Source organism: Acidovorax sp. PRC11, assembly GCF_031844105.1.
Lineage (GTDB): Bacteria > Pseudomonadota > Gammaproteobacteria > Burkholderiales > Burkholderiaceae_C > Paracidovorax.
In genome coordinates this window covers 109,449-126,148 of the sequence record NZ_JAUZUQ010000005.1, presented here as the reverse complement: position 1 = coordinate 126,148, position 16,700 = coordinate 109,449, and the positions used below count along the sequence as shown (strand labels likewise).

Annotated in this window: 17 protein-coding genes; 3 read left to right on the top strand and 14 right to left on the bottom strand. The window is 67.7% G+C overall.

Annotated features, from left to right (window positions below; translation table 11 throughout):
- Nucleotides 1–22: 22 nt before the first annotated feature.
- The 5 genes from Q9R47_RS07585 to Q9R47_RS07565 are packed head-to-tail and all read right to left on the bottom strand — an operon-like array spanning nucleotide 23 to nucleotide 3,810.
- Complete coding sequence (locus Q9R47_RS07585; protein ID WP_311232596.1) at nucleotides 23–2,251, bottom strand: methyl-accepting chemotaxis protein; 2,229 nt, start codon at nucleotides 2,249–2,251, stop codon at nucleotides 23–25.
- Between the two features lie 30 nt (nucleotides 2,252–2,281).
- A complete protein-coding gene (locus Q9R47_RS07580) occupies nucleotides 2,282–2,809 on the bottom strand; it encodes a chemotaxis protein CheW (RefSeq protein WP_311232595.1) in 528 nt (175 codons plus the stop codon).
- A gap of 13 nt (nucleotides 2,810–2,822) precedes the next feature.
- Nucleotides 2,823–3,188 carry a PleD family two-component system response regulator gene (locus Q9R47_RS07575; protein ID WP_011794058.1) on the bottom strand — a complete coding sequence of 122 codons (366 nt, stop codon included), beginning with the start codon at nucleotides 3,186–3,188 and terminating at the stop codon, nucleotides 2,823–2,825.
- The gene (locus Q9R47_RS07570; RefSeq protein ID WP_311232594.1) at nucleotides 3,188–3,598 is read right to left on the bottom strand and encodes a response regulator; all 411 of its coding nucleotides are present in this window, start codon (nucleotides 3,596–3,598) and stop codon (nucleotides 3,188–3,190) included. The genes Q9R47_RS07575 and Q9R47_RS07570 overlap by 1 nt, the downstream gene beginning before the upstream one ends.
- 38 nt (nucleotides 3,599–3,636) lie before the next feature.
- The gene (locus Q9R47_RS07565) at nucleotides 3,637–3,810 is read right to left on the bottom strand and encodes a rubredoxin (protein ID WP_164566641.1); all 174 of its coding nucleotides are present in this window, start codon (nucleotides 3,808–3,810) and stop codon (nucleotides 3,637–3,639) included.
- A 94-nt stretch (nucleotides 3,811–3,904) separates the two neighbouring features.
- Here Q9R47_RS07565 and Q9R47_RS07560 point away from each other — a divergent pair, with 94 nt between their 5' ends.
- Together Q9R47_RS07560 and hemL are read left to right on the top strand one after the other, a co-directional pair.
- Nucleotides 3,905–4,873: a bifunctional hydroxymethylpyrimidine kinase/phosphomethylpyrimidine kinase gene (locus Q9R47_RS07560; protein ID WP_311232593.1), complete on the top strand. Its 969-nt coding sequence runs from the start codon at nucleotides 3,905–3,907 to the stop codon at nucleotides 4,871–4,873.
- A complete protein-coding gene (hemL, locus tag Q9R47_RS07555) occupies nucleotides 4,857–6,170 on the top strand; it encodes a glutamate-1-semialdehyde 2,1-aminomutase (RefSeq protein ID WP_311232592.1) in 1,314 nt (437 codons plus the stop codon). Before Q9R47_RS07560 ends, hemL begins: the two co-directional genes overlap by 17 nt.
- 81 nt (nucleotides 6,171–6,251) lie before the next feature.
- Here hemL and purH read toward each other — a convergent pair whose 3' ends face one another.
- The 4 genes from purH to Q9R47_RS07535 all read right to left on the bottom strand — a co-directional run bounded on the left by purH (nucleotide 6,252) and on the right by Q9R47_RS07535 (nucleotide 10,684).
- Entirely contained in the window at nucleotides 6,252–7,853 is a 1,602-nt protein-coding gene (gene purH, locus Q9R47_RS07550; RefSeq protein ID WP_311232591.1) for a bifunctional phosphoribosylaminoimidazolecarboxamide formyltransferase/IMP cyclohydrolase, read from the bottom strand.
- 104 nt (nucleotides 7,854–7,957) lie between these two features.
- The gene (locus Q9R47_RS07545) at nucleotides 7,958–8,191 is read right to left on the bottom strand and encodes a helix-turn-helix domain-containing protein (RefSeq protein WP_311232590.1); all 234 of its coding nucleotides are present in this window, start codon (nucleotides 8,189–8,191) and stop codon (nucleotides 7,958–7,960) included.
- Nucleotides 8,188–9,249, bottom strand: coding sequence for a tRNA dihydrouridine synthase DusB (gene dusB, locus Q9R47_RS07540; protein WP_311232589.1), 1,062 nt, complete (start codon nucleotides 9,247–9,249; stop codon nucleotides 8,188–8,190). The genes Q9R47_RS07545 and dusB overlap by 4 nt, the downstream gene beginning before the upstream one ends.
- A gap of 136 nt (nucleotides 9,250–9,385) precedes the next feature.
- Nucleotides 9,386–10,684, bottom strand: a complete 1,299-nt coding sequence (locus Q9R47_RS07535) for a GGDEF domain-containing protein (RefSeq protein WP_311232588.1) — start codon at nucleotides 10,682–10,684, stop codon at nucleotides 9,386–9,388.
- Nucleotides 10,685–10,945: 261 nt separating this feature from the next.
- Here Q9R47_RS07535 and Q9R47_RS07530 point away from each other — a divergent pair, with 261 nt between their 5' ends.
- The gene (locus tag Q9R47_RS07530) at nucleotides 10,946–11,428 is read left to right on the top strand and encodes a YqaA family protein (protein WP_311232587.1); all 483 of its coding nucleotides are present in this window, start codon (nucleotides 10,946–10,948) and stop codon (nucleotides 11,426–11,428) included.
- A gap of 106 nt (nucleotides 11,429–11,534) precedes the next feature.
- On the opposite strand, the gene rarD is transcribed toward Q9R47_RS07530, so the two are convergent.
- From rarD to ychF, 5 genes are all read right to left on the bottom strand, one after another.
- Complete coding sequence (gene rarD, locus Q9R47_RS07525; protein ID WP_311232586.1) at nucleotides 11,535–12,410, bottom strand: EamA family transporter RarD; 876 nt, start codon at nucleotides 12,408–12,410, stop codon at nucleotides 11,535–11,537.
- Between the two features lie 166 nt (nucleotides 12,411–12,576).
- Entirely contained in the window at nucleotides 12,577–13,677 is a 1,101-nt protein-coding gene (locus Q9R47_RS07520; RefSeq protein WP_311232585.1) for an HPP family protein, read from the bottom strand.
- An 89-nt stretch (nucleotides 13,678–13,766) separates the two neighbouring features.
- Nucleotides 13,767–14,360: a DUF4276 family protein gene (locus Q9R47_RS07515; protein ID WP_311232584.1), complete on the bottom strand. Its 594-nt coding sequence runs from the start codon at nucleotides 14,358–14,360 to the stop codon at nucleotides 13,767–13,769.
- The gene (locus tag Q9R47_RS07510; protein WP_311232583.1) at nucleotides 14,357–15,562 is read right to left on the bottom strand and encodes an AAA family ATPase; all 1,206 of its coding nucleotides are present in this window, start codon (nucleotides 15,560–15,562) and stop codon (nucleotides 14,357–14,359) included. Before Q9R47_RS07510 ends, Q9R47_RS07515 begins: the two co-directional genes overlap by 4 nt.
- Before the next feature lie 19 nt (nucleotides 15,563–15,581).
- Nucleotides 15,582–16,676: a redox-regulated ATPase YchF gene (ychF, locus tag Q9R47_RS07505; protein ID WP_311232582.1), complete on the bottom strand. Its 1,095-nt coding sequence runs from the start codon at nucleotides 16,674–16,676 to the stop codon at nucleotides 15,582–15,584.
- Nucleotides 16,677–16,700 lie beyond the last annotated feature (24 nt).

The window sequence follows — 16,700 nt, the reverse complement described above, 5'->3', positions numbered from 1 at the left end:
TAGCTGGCTGCTCGCCGGCCCGTCAGGCGATCTTGAAACGCGCCACGGACTGGCGGAGCTCCTCGGCCATGTGCGACAGCTCCCGCACCTGCTGGGCCGTCGTGCGCGTGCCTTCGCCAGTCTGCTCGGTCACCGCGAAGATGTGCTGGATGTTGTCGGCCACGCCGTTGGCGAGTTCGGCCTCGCGCGACGCGGACGAGGAGATCTGCTCGATCAGCTCGGCGAGGCGCCGCGACACGCGGTCGATTTCGGACAGGGCCGTGCCGGCGGAGTCGGACAGCCGCGCCCCTTCGACCACGCCCTGCGTGGAGCGCTCCATGGCGGCCACCGCATCCTGCGTGTCGGTCTGAATCGCCTTCACGAGCGCCGAGATCTGGCGCGTGGCGTCGGCGGAGCGTTCGGCGAGGCGCTGCACTTCTTCCGCCACGACGGAGAAGCCCCGGCCCGCTTCACCGGCCGACGCGGCCTGGATGGCGGCGTTCAGGGCCAGCACGTTCGTCTGCTCGGTAATGTCGGAGATCAGCTCGGTGATTTCACCGATCTCCTGGGACGATTCGCCCAGGCGCTTGATCCGCTTGGACGTGTCCTGGATCTGGTCGCGGATCGAGTTCATGCCGCCGATGGCGTTCTGCACGGCCTGCAGGCCGGAGTCGGCCGCCTGCAGCGACTGGCGGGCCACCGAGGCCGATTCCTGCGCCTGGGCGGACACCTCGTTGATTCGGGTGGCCATGTCGAGCACCGAGCGGCCCGTCTCGCGGATCTCGCGCAGCTGCTCGGTGGACGCGGCCAGCAGTTCGGTGGAGGTGCTGTCCACCTGCGCCGTCGTCTGCGCCACGCGGGTGGCCGTGTTCTGCACGCTGCCCACCAGCTGGCGGAGTTCTTCCACCGTGTAGTTCACCGAGTCGGCGATCGCGCCCGTGATGTCTTCCGTCACGGTGGCTTCCTGGGTCAGGTCGCCCTCGGCGACCGACTGCAGTTCGTTCATGAGCCGCAGAATGGCGGCCTGGTTGGCGTCGTTGACGCGCTTGGCCTCCTGCTCCTGGCGGCGGGCATCGCGCTGCTGCATTTCGGCGGCGACCTGGCGGGTGCGGCTGTCCATCAGCTGCACGCGGGAAATGCCCACGCCGCACAGCAGCACGAACAGGCCGGCGGCCACCAGGGCGGCCAGTTGCCCGGCACCCAGGCCCGTCTGATCGGACAGCTTGGTCTGCAGGCCTTCCAGCTGGCGGCGCAGCGGTTCGCTGTCGGCGATGATGGCGGACTGCGCCTCGCGCGCGGACACCAGGCCCTGCAGGTTGCCGAGGATGGCGCCGGCCTGCGTGCGGGTCTGGTCGTAGACCTTGATGAGGCTCTCGAGCTGCTCGCGGGTCTGCGGATCGCGCGTGGCGGCCAGGCGCAGGTCGGTGCTGCCGTCGAGCATGCCCTGGGCGATCTCGCGGAAGGTGTTCAGGTCCTTGCCCAGCAGGAACACGGCCTCGGGGCTCACGCCCTCGGTGGTCTGGAACTCGTTGGCGGACTTGCCGATGCGCTGCGTCAGCATCACGAGCTGGCCGGCGGCGGAGATGTCGGACGAGGGGGCGTTCTGCTGCAGCTTCAGCGACGAGATGGTCTCGGCGATCTCGAGCAGGTCGGACGACTGGCGGTTGATGGTGCGCAGCGCGTCGCCCACCTGCGTCAGGATCTTCTGCTGGCCCATGACCACGGACGCATTGCGCTCGGCGCGCTCCATCAGGGGCACGATCGCGTCGAGTTCCGGCTTGTAGCCTTCGCCCAGCGCCTGCACGCGCAGCTCGTCGTCGCCGGACACCAGCGCGCGCACGTTGCGCGCCAGCACGCCGGAGCTGTCCGCCACGTCGGGGAAGGCCTGCGGACTGCCCACCAGCGCCTGCGACACCGACTTCGCGAGCCGCTGCGACTGCATCAGCGCCTGGCCGGTGGCGGCGAGCTGCTGCGCGGAGCGGTCCGCCTGCTTCAGCACCCAGCCGGCGATCAGCGCCAGCACCACCACGCCCACGGCCAGCAGGGTCAGCAGGCGCCGCTGGTGCTCGGCCGCGGTCGCCCGGCCCAGCAGGGGCAGCGTGACGAGATCCTGCTCCGCGATGTCGCCCTCGGGCAGGTTCGCCGACGGATCGCCCTGCACGCTCTGCATGCCGTCCGACTGGTAGGAGGCGGCCGAGAGCGAGTCCTGCCCGGCGTCGCCTTCCGCGGGCTTCCGATGGAATAGTTTTGCAAACGGGTTCACGACGGACATGATGGTTCGGCCTTCAGAGAGGGGAAAAGCTCAAGCGCTGATGCTGAGGAACGCGGGGTGCCGGGAGAGGGCCTGCAGGTTGAGTTCCTGCCAGGGGGTACCGTCCGCGTCGAGGTAGGTGGTGCCGAAGTACGGCGGCGCGTCGGCGCCCGGAGGCGCGGAATCGACGAAGGCATCGGTGCCCCGCAGCCCCGCCAGGCGGTCGACCAGCAGGGCCGCGTTCACTTCGAGGGCGGCGTTGAAGGCGAGCAGGCTGGCCTCGCCGAGCGCCTGCTCGGTGCGCGCCACCGGCTGCCCCAGCAGGCCCGCCAGATCCACGACGCCGATCAGGGAGCCGCGCAGGTTGGCGACCCCGAGGAACCAGTCCTGCGTGTAGGGCACGGGCTGGACGCCGGTCCACGAGAAGATCTCCCCGGACTGGCCGAGCGGCAGCAGGAAGCGGCGGCCCGCGGATTCCACCGCCAGCCAGGAGGACACGGACGAGCCCTCGAACCGCGCAGCCTGCAAGCGGGCGGCCAGCCGGGTCTGGAGCTCTCGGAGCGCTTCACGATTGGCCATGGACGGACGGCGGTCAGTTCAGCGCGTCGATCTTGGCCTGCAGCTCGGCGGGGTCCACCGGCTTGGTGATGTAGCCGCGCGCTCCCTGGCGCATGCCCCACACCCGGTCGGTCTCCTGGTTCTTGCTCGTGCACATGATGATCGGCACGTCGGCGTACTGCGGATCGCGGCTGATGGCGCGCGTGAGCTGGAAACCGTTCTGGCCGGGCATGACCACGTCCATCAGGATCAGGTCCGGCTTTTCTTCCGCGAGCCGGCGGAAGGCCTCGTCGGCGTTTTCCGCGGTGCGCACCTGCATGCCTTTCTTCTGCAGCAAGTCGGTCAGGAACATCAACTCGGTCTTCGAGTCGTCGACGACCAGAACTTTCTGGATGGGCATTACATGGCTCCTTGTTGGGCATTACCGAACTGCTGTACAGCTTTCAGCAGCTGGTCTTTGGTAAATGGTTTGGTGAGATATTCCTGGCAGCCCACCATGCGCCCCCGGGCCTTGTCGAATACCCCGTCCTTCGACGAAAGCATGACGACCGGCGTATCCGCGAAACGCGCATTGCGCTTGATGATGGCGCAGGTCTGGTAACCGTCGAGTTTCGGCATCAGGATGTCGCAGAAAATCAGCTGCGGCTGATAATCGTTGACCTTCGCCAGGGCATCGAAACCGTCGTCCGCCAGCATGACTTCGTGGCCGCCCTGCTTGAGGAATATCTCGGCGCTGCGCCGGATGGTGTTGCTATCGTCGACGACGAGAACCTTGAAGGTGGCACCTGGGGTCTGGGTCAATTTCGTCACCGTTGATGATGGTAAAAAACGACGCTGCGCAGGAAGATTCAGATCTGGACCATTTCGAAGTCCTCCTTGCGGGCTCCGCATTCCGGGCAGGCCCAATTCATGGGCACATCTTCCCAGCGGGTCTCGGGCGCTATTCCGTGCTCGGGGGAACCTGCGGCTTCGTCATATATCCAGCCGCAAATCAGGCACATCCAGGTTTTAGGGTCTGTCACAGCTTAAGGGGCCTTCACATAGAATGCAACGATTGTATCTAGACATGAACGCGGGACGCAGCTTCCGCGCCACCCGTTACGCTGGTGCGGCGCAATGACCACAGACTCACCTTCCTCCCTCCCGCCTTCCCCTCCCGACACCCCCGCCGACGCCGCCGAAGACAGCGCGCCCGTGTGCGTGATGGTCTTCAACGCCAGCGACCCGAGCGGCGCCGGCGGCCTCACGGGCGACATCGCCACCATCGCCTCCGTGGGCGGCCATGCGGTGGCCGTGGTCACCGGGGCCTACGTCCGCGACACGGCCCAGGTGTTCGACCACTACGCGTTCGACGACGAGGCCGTGGCCGAACAGGCCCGCACCGTGCTGGAAGACCTCACCGTGCAGGCGATCAAGGTCGGCTTCGCGGGCAGCCCCGAGAACCTGAGCGCCATCGCCTCCATCGCGTCCGACTACGACGACGTGCCGGTGATCGCGTACATGCCCAACCTGTCGTGGTGGCGCGACGACCTCATCGACCAGTACCTCGATGCCTTCCAGGAACTGCTGATGCCCCTGACCTCCGTGCTGGTGGGCAACTACAGCACGCTGTCGCGCTGGCTGCTGCCGGACTGGAGCAGCGACCGCAAACCCTCGGCGCGCGACCTGGCCATGGCCGCGTCGGAGCTGGGCGTGCCCTACCTGCTGGTCACCGGCGTGCCGGCGGCCGAGCAGCACGTCGAGAACGTGCTCACCTCGGCGCAGACGGTGCTGGGCACGACCCGGTTCGAGCTGTTCGACGCCACCTTCACCGGCGCGGGCGACACGCTGTCGGCCGCACTCACCGCGCTCGTGGCGAGCGGCAACGACCTGGCCGAAGCCTCCACCGAGGCGCTCACCTACCTCGACCGCTGCCTGGACGCCGGCTTCCGCCCCGGCATGGGCCACTTCCTGCCCGACCGGATGTTCTGGGCCCAGCCCGACGACGATGACGATGACGACGGCGAAGACCCCGACGACGGCCCGGCGGCCGATCCCACCTCCACCGACGGCTTCGTGATGCCTCCCCATGACACCCAGCACTGACCTCAATCTTCCCCTGTTCGAGCGCGCCAAGGCGCTCATCCCCGGTGGCGTGAATTCGCCCGTGCGCGCCTTCCGCGCGGTGGGCGGCACGCCCCGCTTCGTGCAGCGCGCGCAGGGCGCCTATTTCTGGGACGCCAACAACCAGCGGTTCATCGACTACATCGGCTCCTGGGGCCCCATGATCCTGGGCCACGGCCATCCCGCCGTGCTCGAGGCCGTGCAGAAGGCCGCGCTCGACGGCTTCAGCTTCGGCGCGCCGACCGAGCGCGAGGTCGAGCTGGCCGAGGAGATCCTCCGGCACGTGCCCTCCATGGAGATGATCCGGCTGGTGAGCTCCGGCACCGAGGCCGGCATGAGCGCCATCCGCCTCGCGCGGGGCGCCACGGGCCGCAGCAGGATCATCAAGTTCAACGGCTGCTACCACGGCCATGCCGACGCGCTGCTGGTGAAGGCCGGCTCGGGCCTGGCCACCTTCGGCCATGCCACCAGCGCCGGCGTGCCGGCCGAGGTGGTGCAGCACACGATGGTGCTCGAATACAACGACATCGCCCAGCTCGAGGAGGCCTTCGCGCTGCACGGCAGCGAGATCGCGGGCCTGATGATCGAGCCGATCGCCGGCAACATGAACTTCGTGCGCGCCAGCGTGCCCTTCATGCGCCGCTGCCGCGAGCTGTGCACGCAGCACGGCGCGCTGCTGGTGCTGGACGAGGTCATGACGGGCTTCCGCGTGGCGCTCGGCAGTGCGCAGAGCGTCTATGCCCGCGACATTCCCGGCTTCAAGCCGGACATCACGGTGCTGGGCAAGGTGATCGGCGGCGGCATGCCGCTCGCCGCCTTCGGCGGCCCGCGCGCGGTGATGGAACAGCTCGCGCCGCTGGGCCCGGTCTACCAGGCGGGCACGCTCTCGGGCAACCCGGTGGCCACGGCCTGCGGCCTCGCCACGCTGCGCGAGATCGCCCGCCCGGGCTTCTACGAATCGCTGGCGGCGCACACGCAGGCGCTCACGCAGGGCCTGGCGCAGGCGGCGGCGGCCTCCGGCATCCCGTTCAGCGCGGACAGCGAAGGCGGCATGTTCGGTTTCTTCCTGCTGCCCGAACTGCCGCAGAACTACCCCACCGTGATGGCCACGGACGGCGCGCGGTTCAACGCGCTCTTCCACGGCCTGCTGGACCGCGGCGTCTACATCGCGCCCGCGCTCTACGAAGCGGGCTTCGTGAGCAGCGCCCACACCGCGCAGGACATCGAGGACACCGTCGCCATCGCGCACGAGGTGTTCCGCACGCTCGCCGCCGGCTGACGCCGGGGCCCGGGCGGAGCCGCTCCGCCCGCGCCGCGCCCGCGGGAAGCGGGCGGCGGCGTTCCTCCGCTCAGGCGCGGATCAATGCCTGAAGTGGCGCACGCCGCTGAACACCATGGCCACGCCGCGCTCGTCGGCGGCGTCGATCACCTCCTGGTCGCGCATGGAACCACCGGGCTGGATCACGCAGGTCGCGCCCGCGTCCACCACCACGTCCAGGCCGTCGCGGAACGGGAAGAAGGCGTCGCTCGCCACCACCGTCCCCTGCAGCGAGAGCTTGGCATGCTCGGCCTTGATGCTGGCGATGCGCGCGGAATCCAGGCGGCTCATCTGGCCCGCGCCGACGCCCATCGTCATGCCGCCCTTGCAGAACACGATGGCGTTGCTCTTGACGTACTTGGCGACCTTCCAAGCGAACAGCAGGTCTTCCATCTCTTCGAGCGTGGGCTGCTTCTTCGTGACCACCTTCAGGTCCATCAGCGAGAGTTCATGGTTGTCCGCGGTCTGGAGCAGCATGCCGGAGCCGATGCGCTTGGCGTCCATGGCATTGCGGCCGCGGTCCCAGGCGCGGGCGCCCTTGGAATCCGGCAGCGCGATCTTCAGCAGCCGCACGTTGGCCTTCGGCTTGAAGATCTCCAGCGCTTCGGGCGTGAAGGACGGGGCCATCAGCACCTCGACGAACTGCTTCACCACCAGCTGCGCGGCGGCGGCGTCCACCGGGCGGTTGAAGGCGATGATGCCGCCGAACGCGCTGGTGGGATCGGTCTGGAAGGCCTTGCCGTAGGCGTCGGCGGCATCCAGGCCCACGGCCACGCCGCAGGGGTTGGCGTGCTTCACGATCACGCAGGCGGCGGCGTCGAAACTCTTCACGCACTCCCATGCGGCATCGGCGTCGGCGATGTTGTTGTACGACAGCTCCTTGCCCTGCAGCTGCTCGCCCGTGACGATCGAGCCCGGCGCGGGATGCAGGTCGCGGTAGAGCGCAGCCTGCTGGTGGCTGTTCTCGCCATAGCGCAGGTCCTGCAGCTTGACGAACTGGCCGTTGCTCTGGGCCGGGAAGGGGTTGCGCTCGGGCACGTAGGCCTCGGACAGCTTCTCGGCCTCGAAGGTGACGGAAGAGAGGTAGTCGCTGATCGCGCCGTCGTACTGGGCGATGCGGTTGAACGCGGCCACCGACAGCGCGAAGCGCAGCCTGTCGGACAGCCTGCCGCCCGCCTTCAGCTCGCCCAGCACGGCGTCGTACTGGTCCGCCGAGGTGACCACGCCCACATCCTTCCAGTTCTTGGCGGCGCTGCGCACCATGGCCGGGCCGCCGATGTCGATGTTCTCGATGGCGTCGGCCAGCGTGCAGCCGGCCTTGGCCACGGTGGCCTCGAACGGGTAGAGGTTGACCACCAGCAGGTCGATGGTGTCGATGCCGTGCTCCTTCAGTGCCGCCATGTGCTCGGGCAGCTCGCGGCGGGCCAGCAGGCCGCCGTGCACCTTGGGGTGCAGCGTCTTCACGCGGCCGTCGAGCATCTCGGGGAACTGCGTCACTTCGGCCACCTCCGTGACGGGCAGGCCCTGGTCGGCCAGCAGCTTGGCGGTGCCGCCGGTGGACAGCAGGCGGATGCCCAGGGCATGCAGGGCCCGGGCGAATTCGACGATGCCGGTCTTGTCGGAGACGGAAAGGAGTGCGTTCATGGCGGTGGGGGGAGGTTGTGGAATCGGGTGCGGCCGGGCCGGGCGGCGGCCAGCGGCCGGGACGGGGAGGCACACGCCGGCATGCGCGCCGGCGGTGCCGGCGGTCAGAGCAGCTTGTGGTCCACGAGCTTCTTGCGCAGCGTGTTGCGGTTCAGCCCCAGCCATTCGGCGGCGCGGGACTGGTTGTTGTCGGCGTGGGTCATGACCACCTCCAGGAGCGGCTTCTCGACGAGGCGCACGAGCATGTCGTACATGCCGTCGGGCGTCTCGCCTCCCAGGTCGCTGAAATAGCTCTGCAGGCTCTCGCGCACGCAGTCCTCGATGTTCTTGTTGCTCATGCGGGCAGTCCTTCTTGTTCTTGTGCGTCGTCGGTGTCCGTGCCGGCCCCCGGGGCCGGCGCGGCGGGGAGGCGGTCCATCTGCTGGCCCAGCCCCTCGAAGAAAAGGTCGACGGCCCGCCACTGTTCGTCGCAGCCGTCCACGGTGTTGATGTGCTGCCGGAACGCCTCGCCGCCGGGCAGCGCGCGGACGTACCAGGCGATGTGCTTGCGCGCGCTGCGCACGCCCGTCAGCTCGCCGTAGAGCGCATAGTGGTCCTGCAGGTGGTCCAGCAGCAGGCGCCGCACCTCGGCCACCAGCGGCGGCGCCAGGTGCTCGCCCGTGGCGAGGAAGTGGCCGATCTCGCGGAAGATCCATGGCCGGCCCTGCGCCGCGCGGCCGATCATCACCGCGTCGGCGCCCGTGCGCGCGAGCACGTCGCGCGCCTTTTCCGGCGAATCGATGTCCCCGTTGGCGACCACCGGCACGCGCACGGCGGCCTTCACGGCGGCGATGGTGTCGTATTCGGCATGGCCCTTGTAGCCCTGCTCGCGCGTGCGGCCGTGCACCGTCAGCATCCGGATGCCCACGCCCTCGAAGGCGCGCGCGAGCTGCACGGCGTTCTTGTGCTGCTGGCACCAGCCGGTGCGCATCTTGAGGGTGACCGGCACGTTGCGCGGCGCGCAGGCCTCGGCCACGGCCTGCGCGATCTCCACCGCCAGCGCCTCGTTCTGCATGAGGGCGGAGCCCGCCCATTTGTTGCAGACCTTCTTGGCGGGGCAGCCCATGTTGATGTCGATGATCTCGGCACCCCGGTCGATGTTGTAGAGCGCGGCCTCGGCCATCATGGCCGCGTCGGTGCCGGCGATCTGCACGGCGATCGGTCCGGGCTCGCCGTCGTGGTTGGCGCGGCGCGAGGTCTTCAGGCTGTTCCACAGGTCCTTGCGCGAGGTGACCATCTCGCTCACGGCATACCCCGCGCCGAGCGCCTTGCAGAGCTGGCGGAACGGCCGGTCCGTCACTCCCGCCATGGGCGCGACGAAGAGGCGGTTCGCCAGGGGAATGTGGCCGATCTGCATGGCGCGCGGAAGTGCTGAAAAAACAGGCGGAGGAAAACGGAGGCGGGATTGTACCTGCTCAAATTTTCAGCAAACGAAAAGCGGGCATCGCGGCCCGCGTTCGTGGGGCATTGCGCCGGGCAGGCAGGCCCCTTCCTCAGAAGTAGCCGTGCGCCGGGGCCTGCGGCTCTCCATCCTCCGCCGGAGCGAAGGCACCCACCGGTTCCTGCACCACCACCTGGTTGCGGCCACCCTGCTTGGCCAGGTACACCGCGGTATCGGCGCGCGAGAAGAACTCCAGCACCGATTCGCCCAGCACGTACTGCGTGACGCCGATCGATACCGTGACGCGTCCCCGCAGCGGTTCCTGCCATGGGTGCGCCTCCACCAGCGCGCGGATGCGTTCGCAGCTGTTGAGCGACGGCAGCAGCGGCGTGGCGGGGAAGATCAGCAGGAATTCCTCGCCGCCGTAGCGGCCGAAGAAATCGTCGGTGCGCACCGTCTGCTGGGCCAGTTGCGTGAAGGTGCGCAGCACCTCGTCGCCGCCCAGGTGGCCCAGCTCGTCGTTGACGCGCTTGAAGTGGTCGAGGTCCACCACCGCCAGGCACAGCGGGATGCCGCTCTCGTCGGCCAGCTGCTTCTGCTCCTCCAGGGCGGCCAGGATGGAACGGCGGTTCAGGCAGCCCAGCACGTCGAGGCGCGCGCTTTCGGCGATGGAGCGCATCTCGTGGCTGGTCTTCTGCAGCAGCCGGTGCAGCACGCGCACGCGGCCCATCAGCAGGACGTAGGCGGGCAGGGCCAGCGCCAGCGCCATGAAGTGCAGTACCTCCAGGCGCAGCAGCGCGGTGTCGTCCCGCTCCAGGTAGTGCGCGGACACCACCAGCGCATAGCCCCCCAGGATGCCGCCGCACAGCAGCAGCGCCGTGCGGCGCGAGAGCGTGAGCAGCCCGTACGCCATCGAGAGGAACATGAAGGGTGCCAGCGCGATCTGGGTGATCGGCTCTATGTAGAAGACCAGCAGCAGGATCACGACCGAGCCGATCACGACCGGCAGCCGCAACTGCCGGTCGCCCGTGCGCCGCTCCTCCTGCTGCCGCACCCGCACGTAGACCACGCCGAGCACCGTGCCGCAGGCGATCAGCGCGGCCACCATCAGCACCAGGGGCCCGGTGACGATGCCCATGGCATAGAACGCCAGCATGCACAGGAAATAGAGCGCGCCCAGCAGCACCGGCACCAGGCGCTTGCGGGGACGGCCCAGCCGGCGCTCGAGGATGCGGGCCGCCTGCAGGTCCGAGCCCTTGAAATGCACGGAATCGTCGAATTCCGAAAACCCCTCGCTGGTGGCGAAGGCTTCGCTGGGAGCGAAGGCCTCGCTCGGACCAAAGGCCGCTGTATTGGAAAAACGCCCGGGTCCGCGCTCGCGCAGCGAACCCCACAATTTGGCAAGACCCATGACGACGGATACCCTCTCCGCGGTACCGGACTGTCCCGTACCCGCTGGTTATTTGGAATGTGCCCAAGGCCGGCGCAATCGCCTTACCGAATGTTACATGGACGCGCGGCAGGGGTGTATGGCAATTTCACCACACGGAAGGCGACCCGATCGAATCCGCCTAACGGAACGCTCGGCAGGAGTGCGACGTGCTGCCACAGGGCGACGGCGTGCCGGGCTACAAGGAAGGCGGCGCCCTCGCACCTACACTCCCGCCCAGCTATGGAAATCTGGATGCAACACCTCATGGACCTGCTGGCGCTGCCCCAGTACGGGCTCAGCACGGTCTTCCTGGTGTCGTTCATCTCGGCCACGCTGCTGCCCCTGGGCTCGGAGCCGGCGGTGTTCGGGCTCATCCAGCTCAATCCCGAACTCTTCTGGCCCGCCATTCTGGTGGCGACCGCCGGCAACACCCTCGGCGGTGCCGTCAGCTGGTGGATGGGGCTCGGCGCCCACAAGGCCGTGGACAAGGCCCGCGGCGAGCACACCAACGTGCGCGCGCTCGGCTGGCTGCGCCGGTTCGGTGCGAAGGCCTGCCTGCTGAGCTGGCTGCCCGTGGTGGGCGATCCGCTGTGCGCCGTGGCGGGCTGGCTCAAGCTGCCCTTCTGGCCCTGCGTGGGCTACATGGCCGTGGGCAAGTTCCTGCGCTACCTCGCGATGACGGCGAGCCTGATGTACCTCTGGCCCAACGCCCTGCCGCACTGAGAGCGGCGAACACGACCCTTCTTGCGTCGTTGCCGCCTCTTGTCGTACTACCGTACTGCCTGCGGTGCGGCGCCTCGCCAGAACCGCTTCGCTGGGCCGTGTCCACTCACCGCGCCGCGCGACGGCGCTTCCAGGTGCCTTCCAGGGTGTAGAGCACCAGCGCTCCCCAGATCAGCATGAAACCCGCGAGCCGCGCGGGCTGCACCTCTTCGCCGAACAGCCAGACGCCAAGGCCGAACTGCAGGCTGGGCGAGATGTACTGCAGCACGCCCATGGTCGCCAGCGGAATGCGCCGCGCGCCCGCGGCGAACAGCAGCAGGGGGATGGCGGTGATCGGCCCGGCCGCGACCAGCCAGCCCAGCGTGGCGGCATCCGCCTGCGTCCACGCGGCCTGCCCCGTGAAGGCCAGCCAGGCGAGGCCGCCCACGGCCAGCGGAGCGAGCAGCGCGGTCTCCAGCGCCAGCCCTTCCATCGCGCCGAGCACCGCCGTCTTGCGCAGCAGGCCGTAGAAGCCGAACGTGACGGCCAGCACCAGCGCGATCCAGGGCAGGCGCCCGGCCTGCACCGTGAGCCAGAGCACCCCCGCGGCCGCCACGGCCAGCGCGGCCCACTGGCCCGGCCGGGGGCGCTCGTGCAGGAAGACGAAGCCCATGGCCACGTTCACGAGCGGCAGGATGAAGTACCCCAGGCTCGCATCCACCACGTGCTGGTGGTGCACGGCCCAGACGTAGAGCAGCCAGTTGACCGACAGCAGCAGCGCCGAGAGCAGGAACGCCCCGACCACGCGCGGCTGGCGGCGCAGTTCCGCCACCCAGGCCAATTGCCGGCGCGCCACCAATACGGCGGCGAGCAGCACCATCGACCAGAGCGTGCGGTGCATGACCACCTCCAGCGCCGGCACCGAGGCCACCTGGTGGAAGTAGAGCGGGAACACGCCCCACGCCACATAGGCGAGCGTGGCGTAGAGGATGCCGGGTTGCATGGGAGCGGATAGATGTATGAATGGAGACGCGCGCACGGCCGCGTTGCAGCGCCGGGGGTGCGCTATCGCGGCCCGCCCGGTGGAGCGGGAATGGCTTGCGCGGACTGGCGGCGATGCTATCGCAGGTGCGGCACGCGCGCAGGCGCCGGGCCCGGCGCGCGCCGTCTCAGCCGACGGCCCGGTGCAGGGCACGCACCAGATCCGACTGCGTGATGATGCCCACCAGGCGCCGCTCCGCGTCGATGACCGGGATGTGGTGGTGCCCGCCCTCGGTAAACAGCGGCACGAGATCGAGCGCCGGGCGCTGCTCGCTCACCACGCGCACCTGGCGCGTCATGATCTGGCCCACCACCTCCGGCTTGGTGGAATGCACCGCGCCCACGCGGCGCACCAGGGCGCGCAACTGCTCGCCGATGCCCTGGTGCACGTCGAGATCGATCTGGCGCATGAAATCGGCCGTGGTGACGATGCCCACGATGCGGCGCGCGCGGTCCACCACCGGCAGCGCCTTGACACGGCGGCGGCGCATTAGTGCCCAGGCCTCCTGCAGTTCGGTGCCGAACGCCACCGTGGCGGGCTCGCGCGACATGATGTCGCCGCAGCGCAGGTGCCCGAAATTGCGGCGGTACGCCTCGGCCTCGGCATGGTGCAGCAGCGCCTCCAGGTCGTCGCGGCTCACGTCCAGCACCTGGTTGTAGTGGAGCAGCGCGGCGTCCAGATCCTCGGGCGTGAAGCGGCCCGCGGCGCGCGTTGCACTGCCCCCAGGGGCCGCGCCACCCGACGCACGCGCCTGCTGCGCATGCGGATAACGCTTGCCCGTGGCCGCATGCCACGCCATGCCTGCGGCCACCAGCAGCAGGGAATTGGTGAGCACCGGGAACAGCGCGAATTGCGGCTTCGCGCCATGCGCCATCACCACGAACAGCGCGGCCGCACCGCCCGGCGGGTGCAGGCAGCGCAGCGGCACCATGAGCGCGATCGCCAGCGCCACGGCCATCGCCCCCGCCACGGCCGGATCGGGCACCAGCGCCGCGCAGGCCACGCCCACCAGGGTGGACAGGGTATTGCCGCCCACCACCGGCCAGGGCTGCGCCAGCGGGCTTGCCGGCACCCCGAACACCAGCACCGCGCTCGCGCCGATCGGTGCGACCAGCCAGGGCGAAATGCCCCAGTGGCCGCCCACCCAGCGGCTCAGCCAACCGGCCAGCAGCACGCCGAGCAGCGCGCCCGCGGCCATGCGCAGGCGCTCGCGGCCGTCCACGTGCATGGGTGCGGGACGGAGGGCGCGCGCGGCTCGGCGCAGGTGGTCTCGGATGGAATGCCGAATGTTTGCGGAGGCCGCATCCTCCTTACTGCTCACTGGCGCATTTGCACGTGGGTCTGCCATTCCTTGCACAGCTTGCGAAATGAGCGACTTTTTTCCTGGGCCAGTTGCAAGTCGATACGAGCAGCGAATGCTGGCTGGTCCAGTATTTCCCTATAGACGCCACCTGCCATATGCTTCCTCATCCAGCCTTTGGCATCGCGCGGAGCTTCCGCGTCGATCGGTTCATCGACTGCCACGGAAAACCCCCGCGCACCCTGCAGAGAATGCGCCGCGGCCATGAACCAGGCTTCGAATTCGCGGTTGGCCAGAACGACGGAGATCCTGCGGTGAGGTACATGTTTCTGTGCTCGCGCCAGCAACTGCGGACCGAGATGCGCCGGGCAGTCATCATCGGAATCGAGAACAATCAGAATCCATCCCTGCTCGCCACTTTTCGCTGCGGCCAGGAGTAACTGCTTACGGAACTCGTCCTCGCGCTGGATGAAACGATCCCGGCGGACCCGAATGGGGGGAAGAGGCTGCACAGTAACTGCAGGCACCAGTTCTCCAGCAAGCCGTCTTAAAAGGACGGGTAAGGCAACTACCTCACTGTCACCCTCCACGATTGAGGCAATGGGAATCATGACCTTGTCTCACCGAAGAGGTCAATTTGCTCTGTTTCCTGGCTGTCGATGACCGTGCGGTCCGGCGCCAATTGGTTCATGCGAAGCAATTCGCCAGGCGAAAAGAGATGATCCTTCAACATGCTTCGAGCCGCTTCATCCAATGGTGCGATTTTTGTTTCACCACCTTCAGATATCACGGCAAGAATAGTGTTGGCGTCGATCCCGCGATGGTCGAGCAAGTCGGGGCTGTGACTGGTTACCAGGACCTGCGTAGTTTGCGCAGCATGTGTAAGGACTTCACGCAGCGCCGCACTAGCAGCGGGATGCAACGCCGTCTCGGGCTCTTCAATTCCGATTAATGTTGGCGAGTAGTCGACATTGCTTTGCAACAACGCGGTGAGAACGCCCAATGCACGCAGCGTTCCGTCGGACATGTTTTGCGCCAAAAACTTCCAAGGATATTTAGATCCTGCCATATCTTGGCGGAACTCTAAAGTCTCCATAGGACCGACAGATTTGCGCTCCATACCATGTACCATAGGCACGACGGACTGCAGGTATTCGCGAATCATTTCTACACGTTGAGGAGCGATTCGCTCCAGGTGCCCAATGACACTGGCAATGTTCTCCCCCACAGGCTTCAGCAGACGGCCATCCTGGGGCTTCTGCAGTTCCCGCATAAGCTTGGGGTTGAGGTTGTAGAAACCCATGCAGGTCAGGGCATCGAACACCGGCCGGAATGCCGTGAAGCCGGATGCGGCCACCAGGGCAAGGCGATCCGCTGTTACGGCAGGGAAAGTGGTTTCGCTGCTATCGCGCAGGCGTCCTTTATCGATGCGGTAGAACGGCCCCTTGCCGATCCCGCCGATGACGCACTCTTCATGCTGCACTTCGTAGCCGCCGCTGGCCATCGCACCGATGTTGAAGGCATACCACCCGTCGCGGCCATCGGGTAGAACGAATTCGAGCCGGATGCCAAAATGCGTGGGATGTCCGCTAGAGCGGCGCCGTACCTCGTTCAGCCCGCCACGCTCGTTGATGGCATTGTCTAGGGAGCCCGCCAACGCGTCCCGAACGAAATGCAGTGCATCCAGGAAATTGCTCTTTCCTGCACCGTTCTGGCCAACCAGGTACGTCAGGGGCTGCAAGCGCACATCGCAGTTGCCAATGCTCTTGTAGTTCCTCAGAACCACACGCTGAATGAAAACGGTCTGTGGCATTGCTGCTCCGTGAAGTGCGCTAAACGTTGAACAGGAAGTTCATCACGTCCCCATCCTTGACGACGTATTCCTTGCCTTCCGCCCGCATCTTGCCCGCGTCCTTCGCGCCCTGCTCGCCCTTGAAGGCGATGAAGTCGTCGAAGGCGATGGTCTGGGCGCGGATGAAGCCGCGTTCGAAGTCGCCGTGGATCACGCCGGCGGCCTGGGGCGCGGTGGCGCCGACGGGCACGGTCCAGGCGCGCACTTCCTTCACGCCGGCGGTGAAGTAGGTCTGCAGGCCCAGCAGCTTGAAGCCGGCGCGGATCAGGCGGTTCAGGCCGGGCTCGTCCTGGCCCATCTCGGCCAGGAACAGGTCGCGGTCCTCGTCGCTCATCTCGCTCATCTCGGATTCGATCTTAGCGCAGATGGCCACCACGGGCGCGTTCTGCGCAGCGGCGTATTCCTTCAGGCGGTCGAGCAGCGGGTTGTTCTCGAAGCCGTCCTCGGCCACGTTGCCGACGAACATCGCCGGCTTGGCGGTGATCAGGCAGAACTGCTTGAGCAGGGGCGCGTCTTCCTTGCTGACGGCCACCGTGCGCGCGGGCTTGCCTTCGTCGAGCGCGGCCTGGATGGGCGTGAGCAGCGAGACCAGCTTGGCGGCTTCCTTGTCGTTGCCCGACTTGGCGGCCTTGCTGTAGCGGTTCAGGGCCTTCTCCACCGTGGCCAGGTCGGCCAGGCACAGCTCGGTCTGGATGACCTCGATGTCGGCGATCGGGTCCACGCGCCCGGCCACGTGGATCACGTTCGGGTCTTCGAAGCAGCGCACCACGTTGACGATGGCGTCGGTCTCGCGGATGTGGGCCAGGAACTGGTTGCCCAGGCCTTCGCCCTTGGAGGCGCCCGCCACCAGGCCGGCGATGTCCACGAACTCGACGATGGCCGGCACGATGCGCTCGGGCGTGATGATCTGGGCCAGTTGCTGCAGGCGGGGATCGGGCACTTCCACCACGCCGGTGTTGGGCTCGATGGTGCAGAAGGGATAGTTCTCGGCCGCGATGCCGGCCTTGGTCAGGGCGTTGAAGAGGGTGGACTTGCCGACGTTGGGCAGGCCCACGATGCCGCATTTCAGGCTCATGGCAGGGCTTTCAGGGTTCTGGGG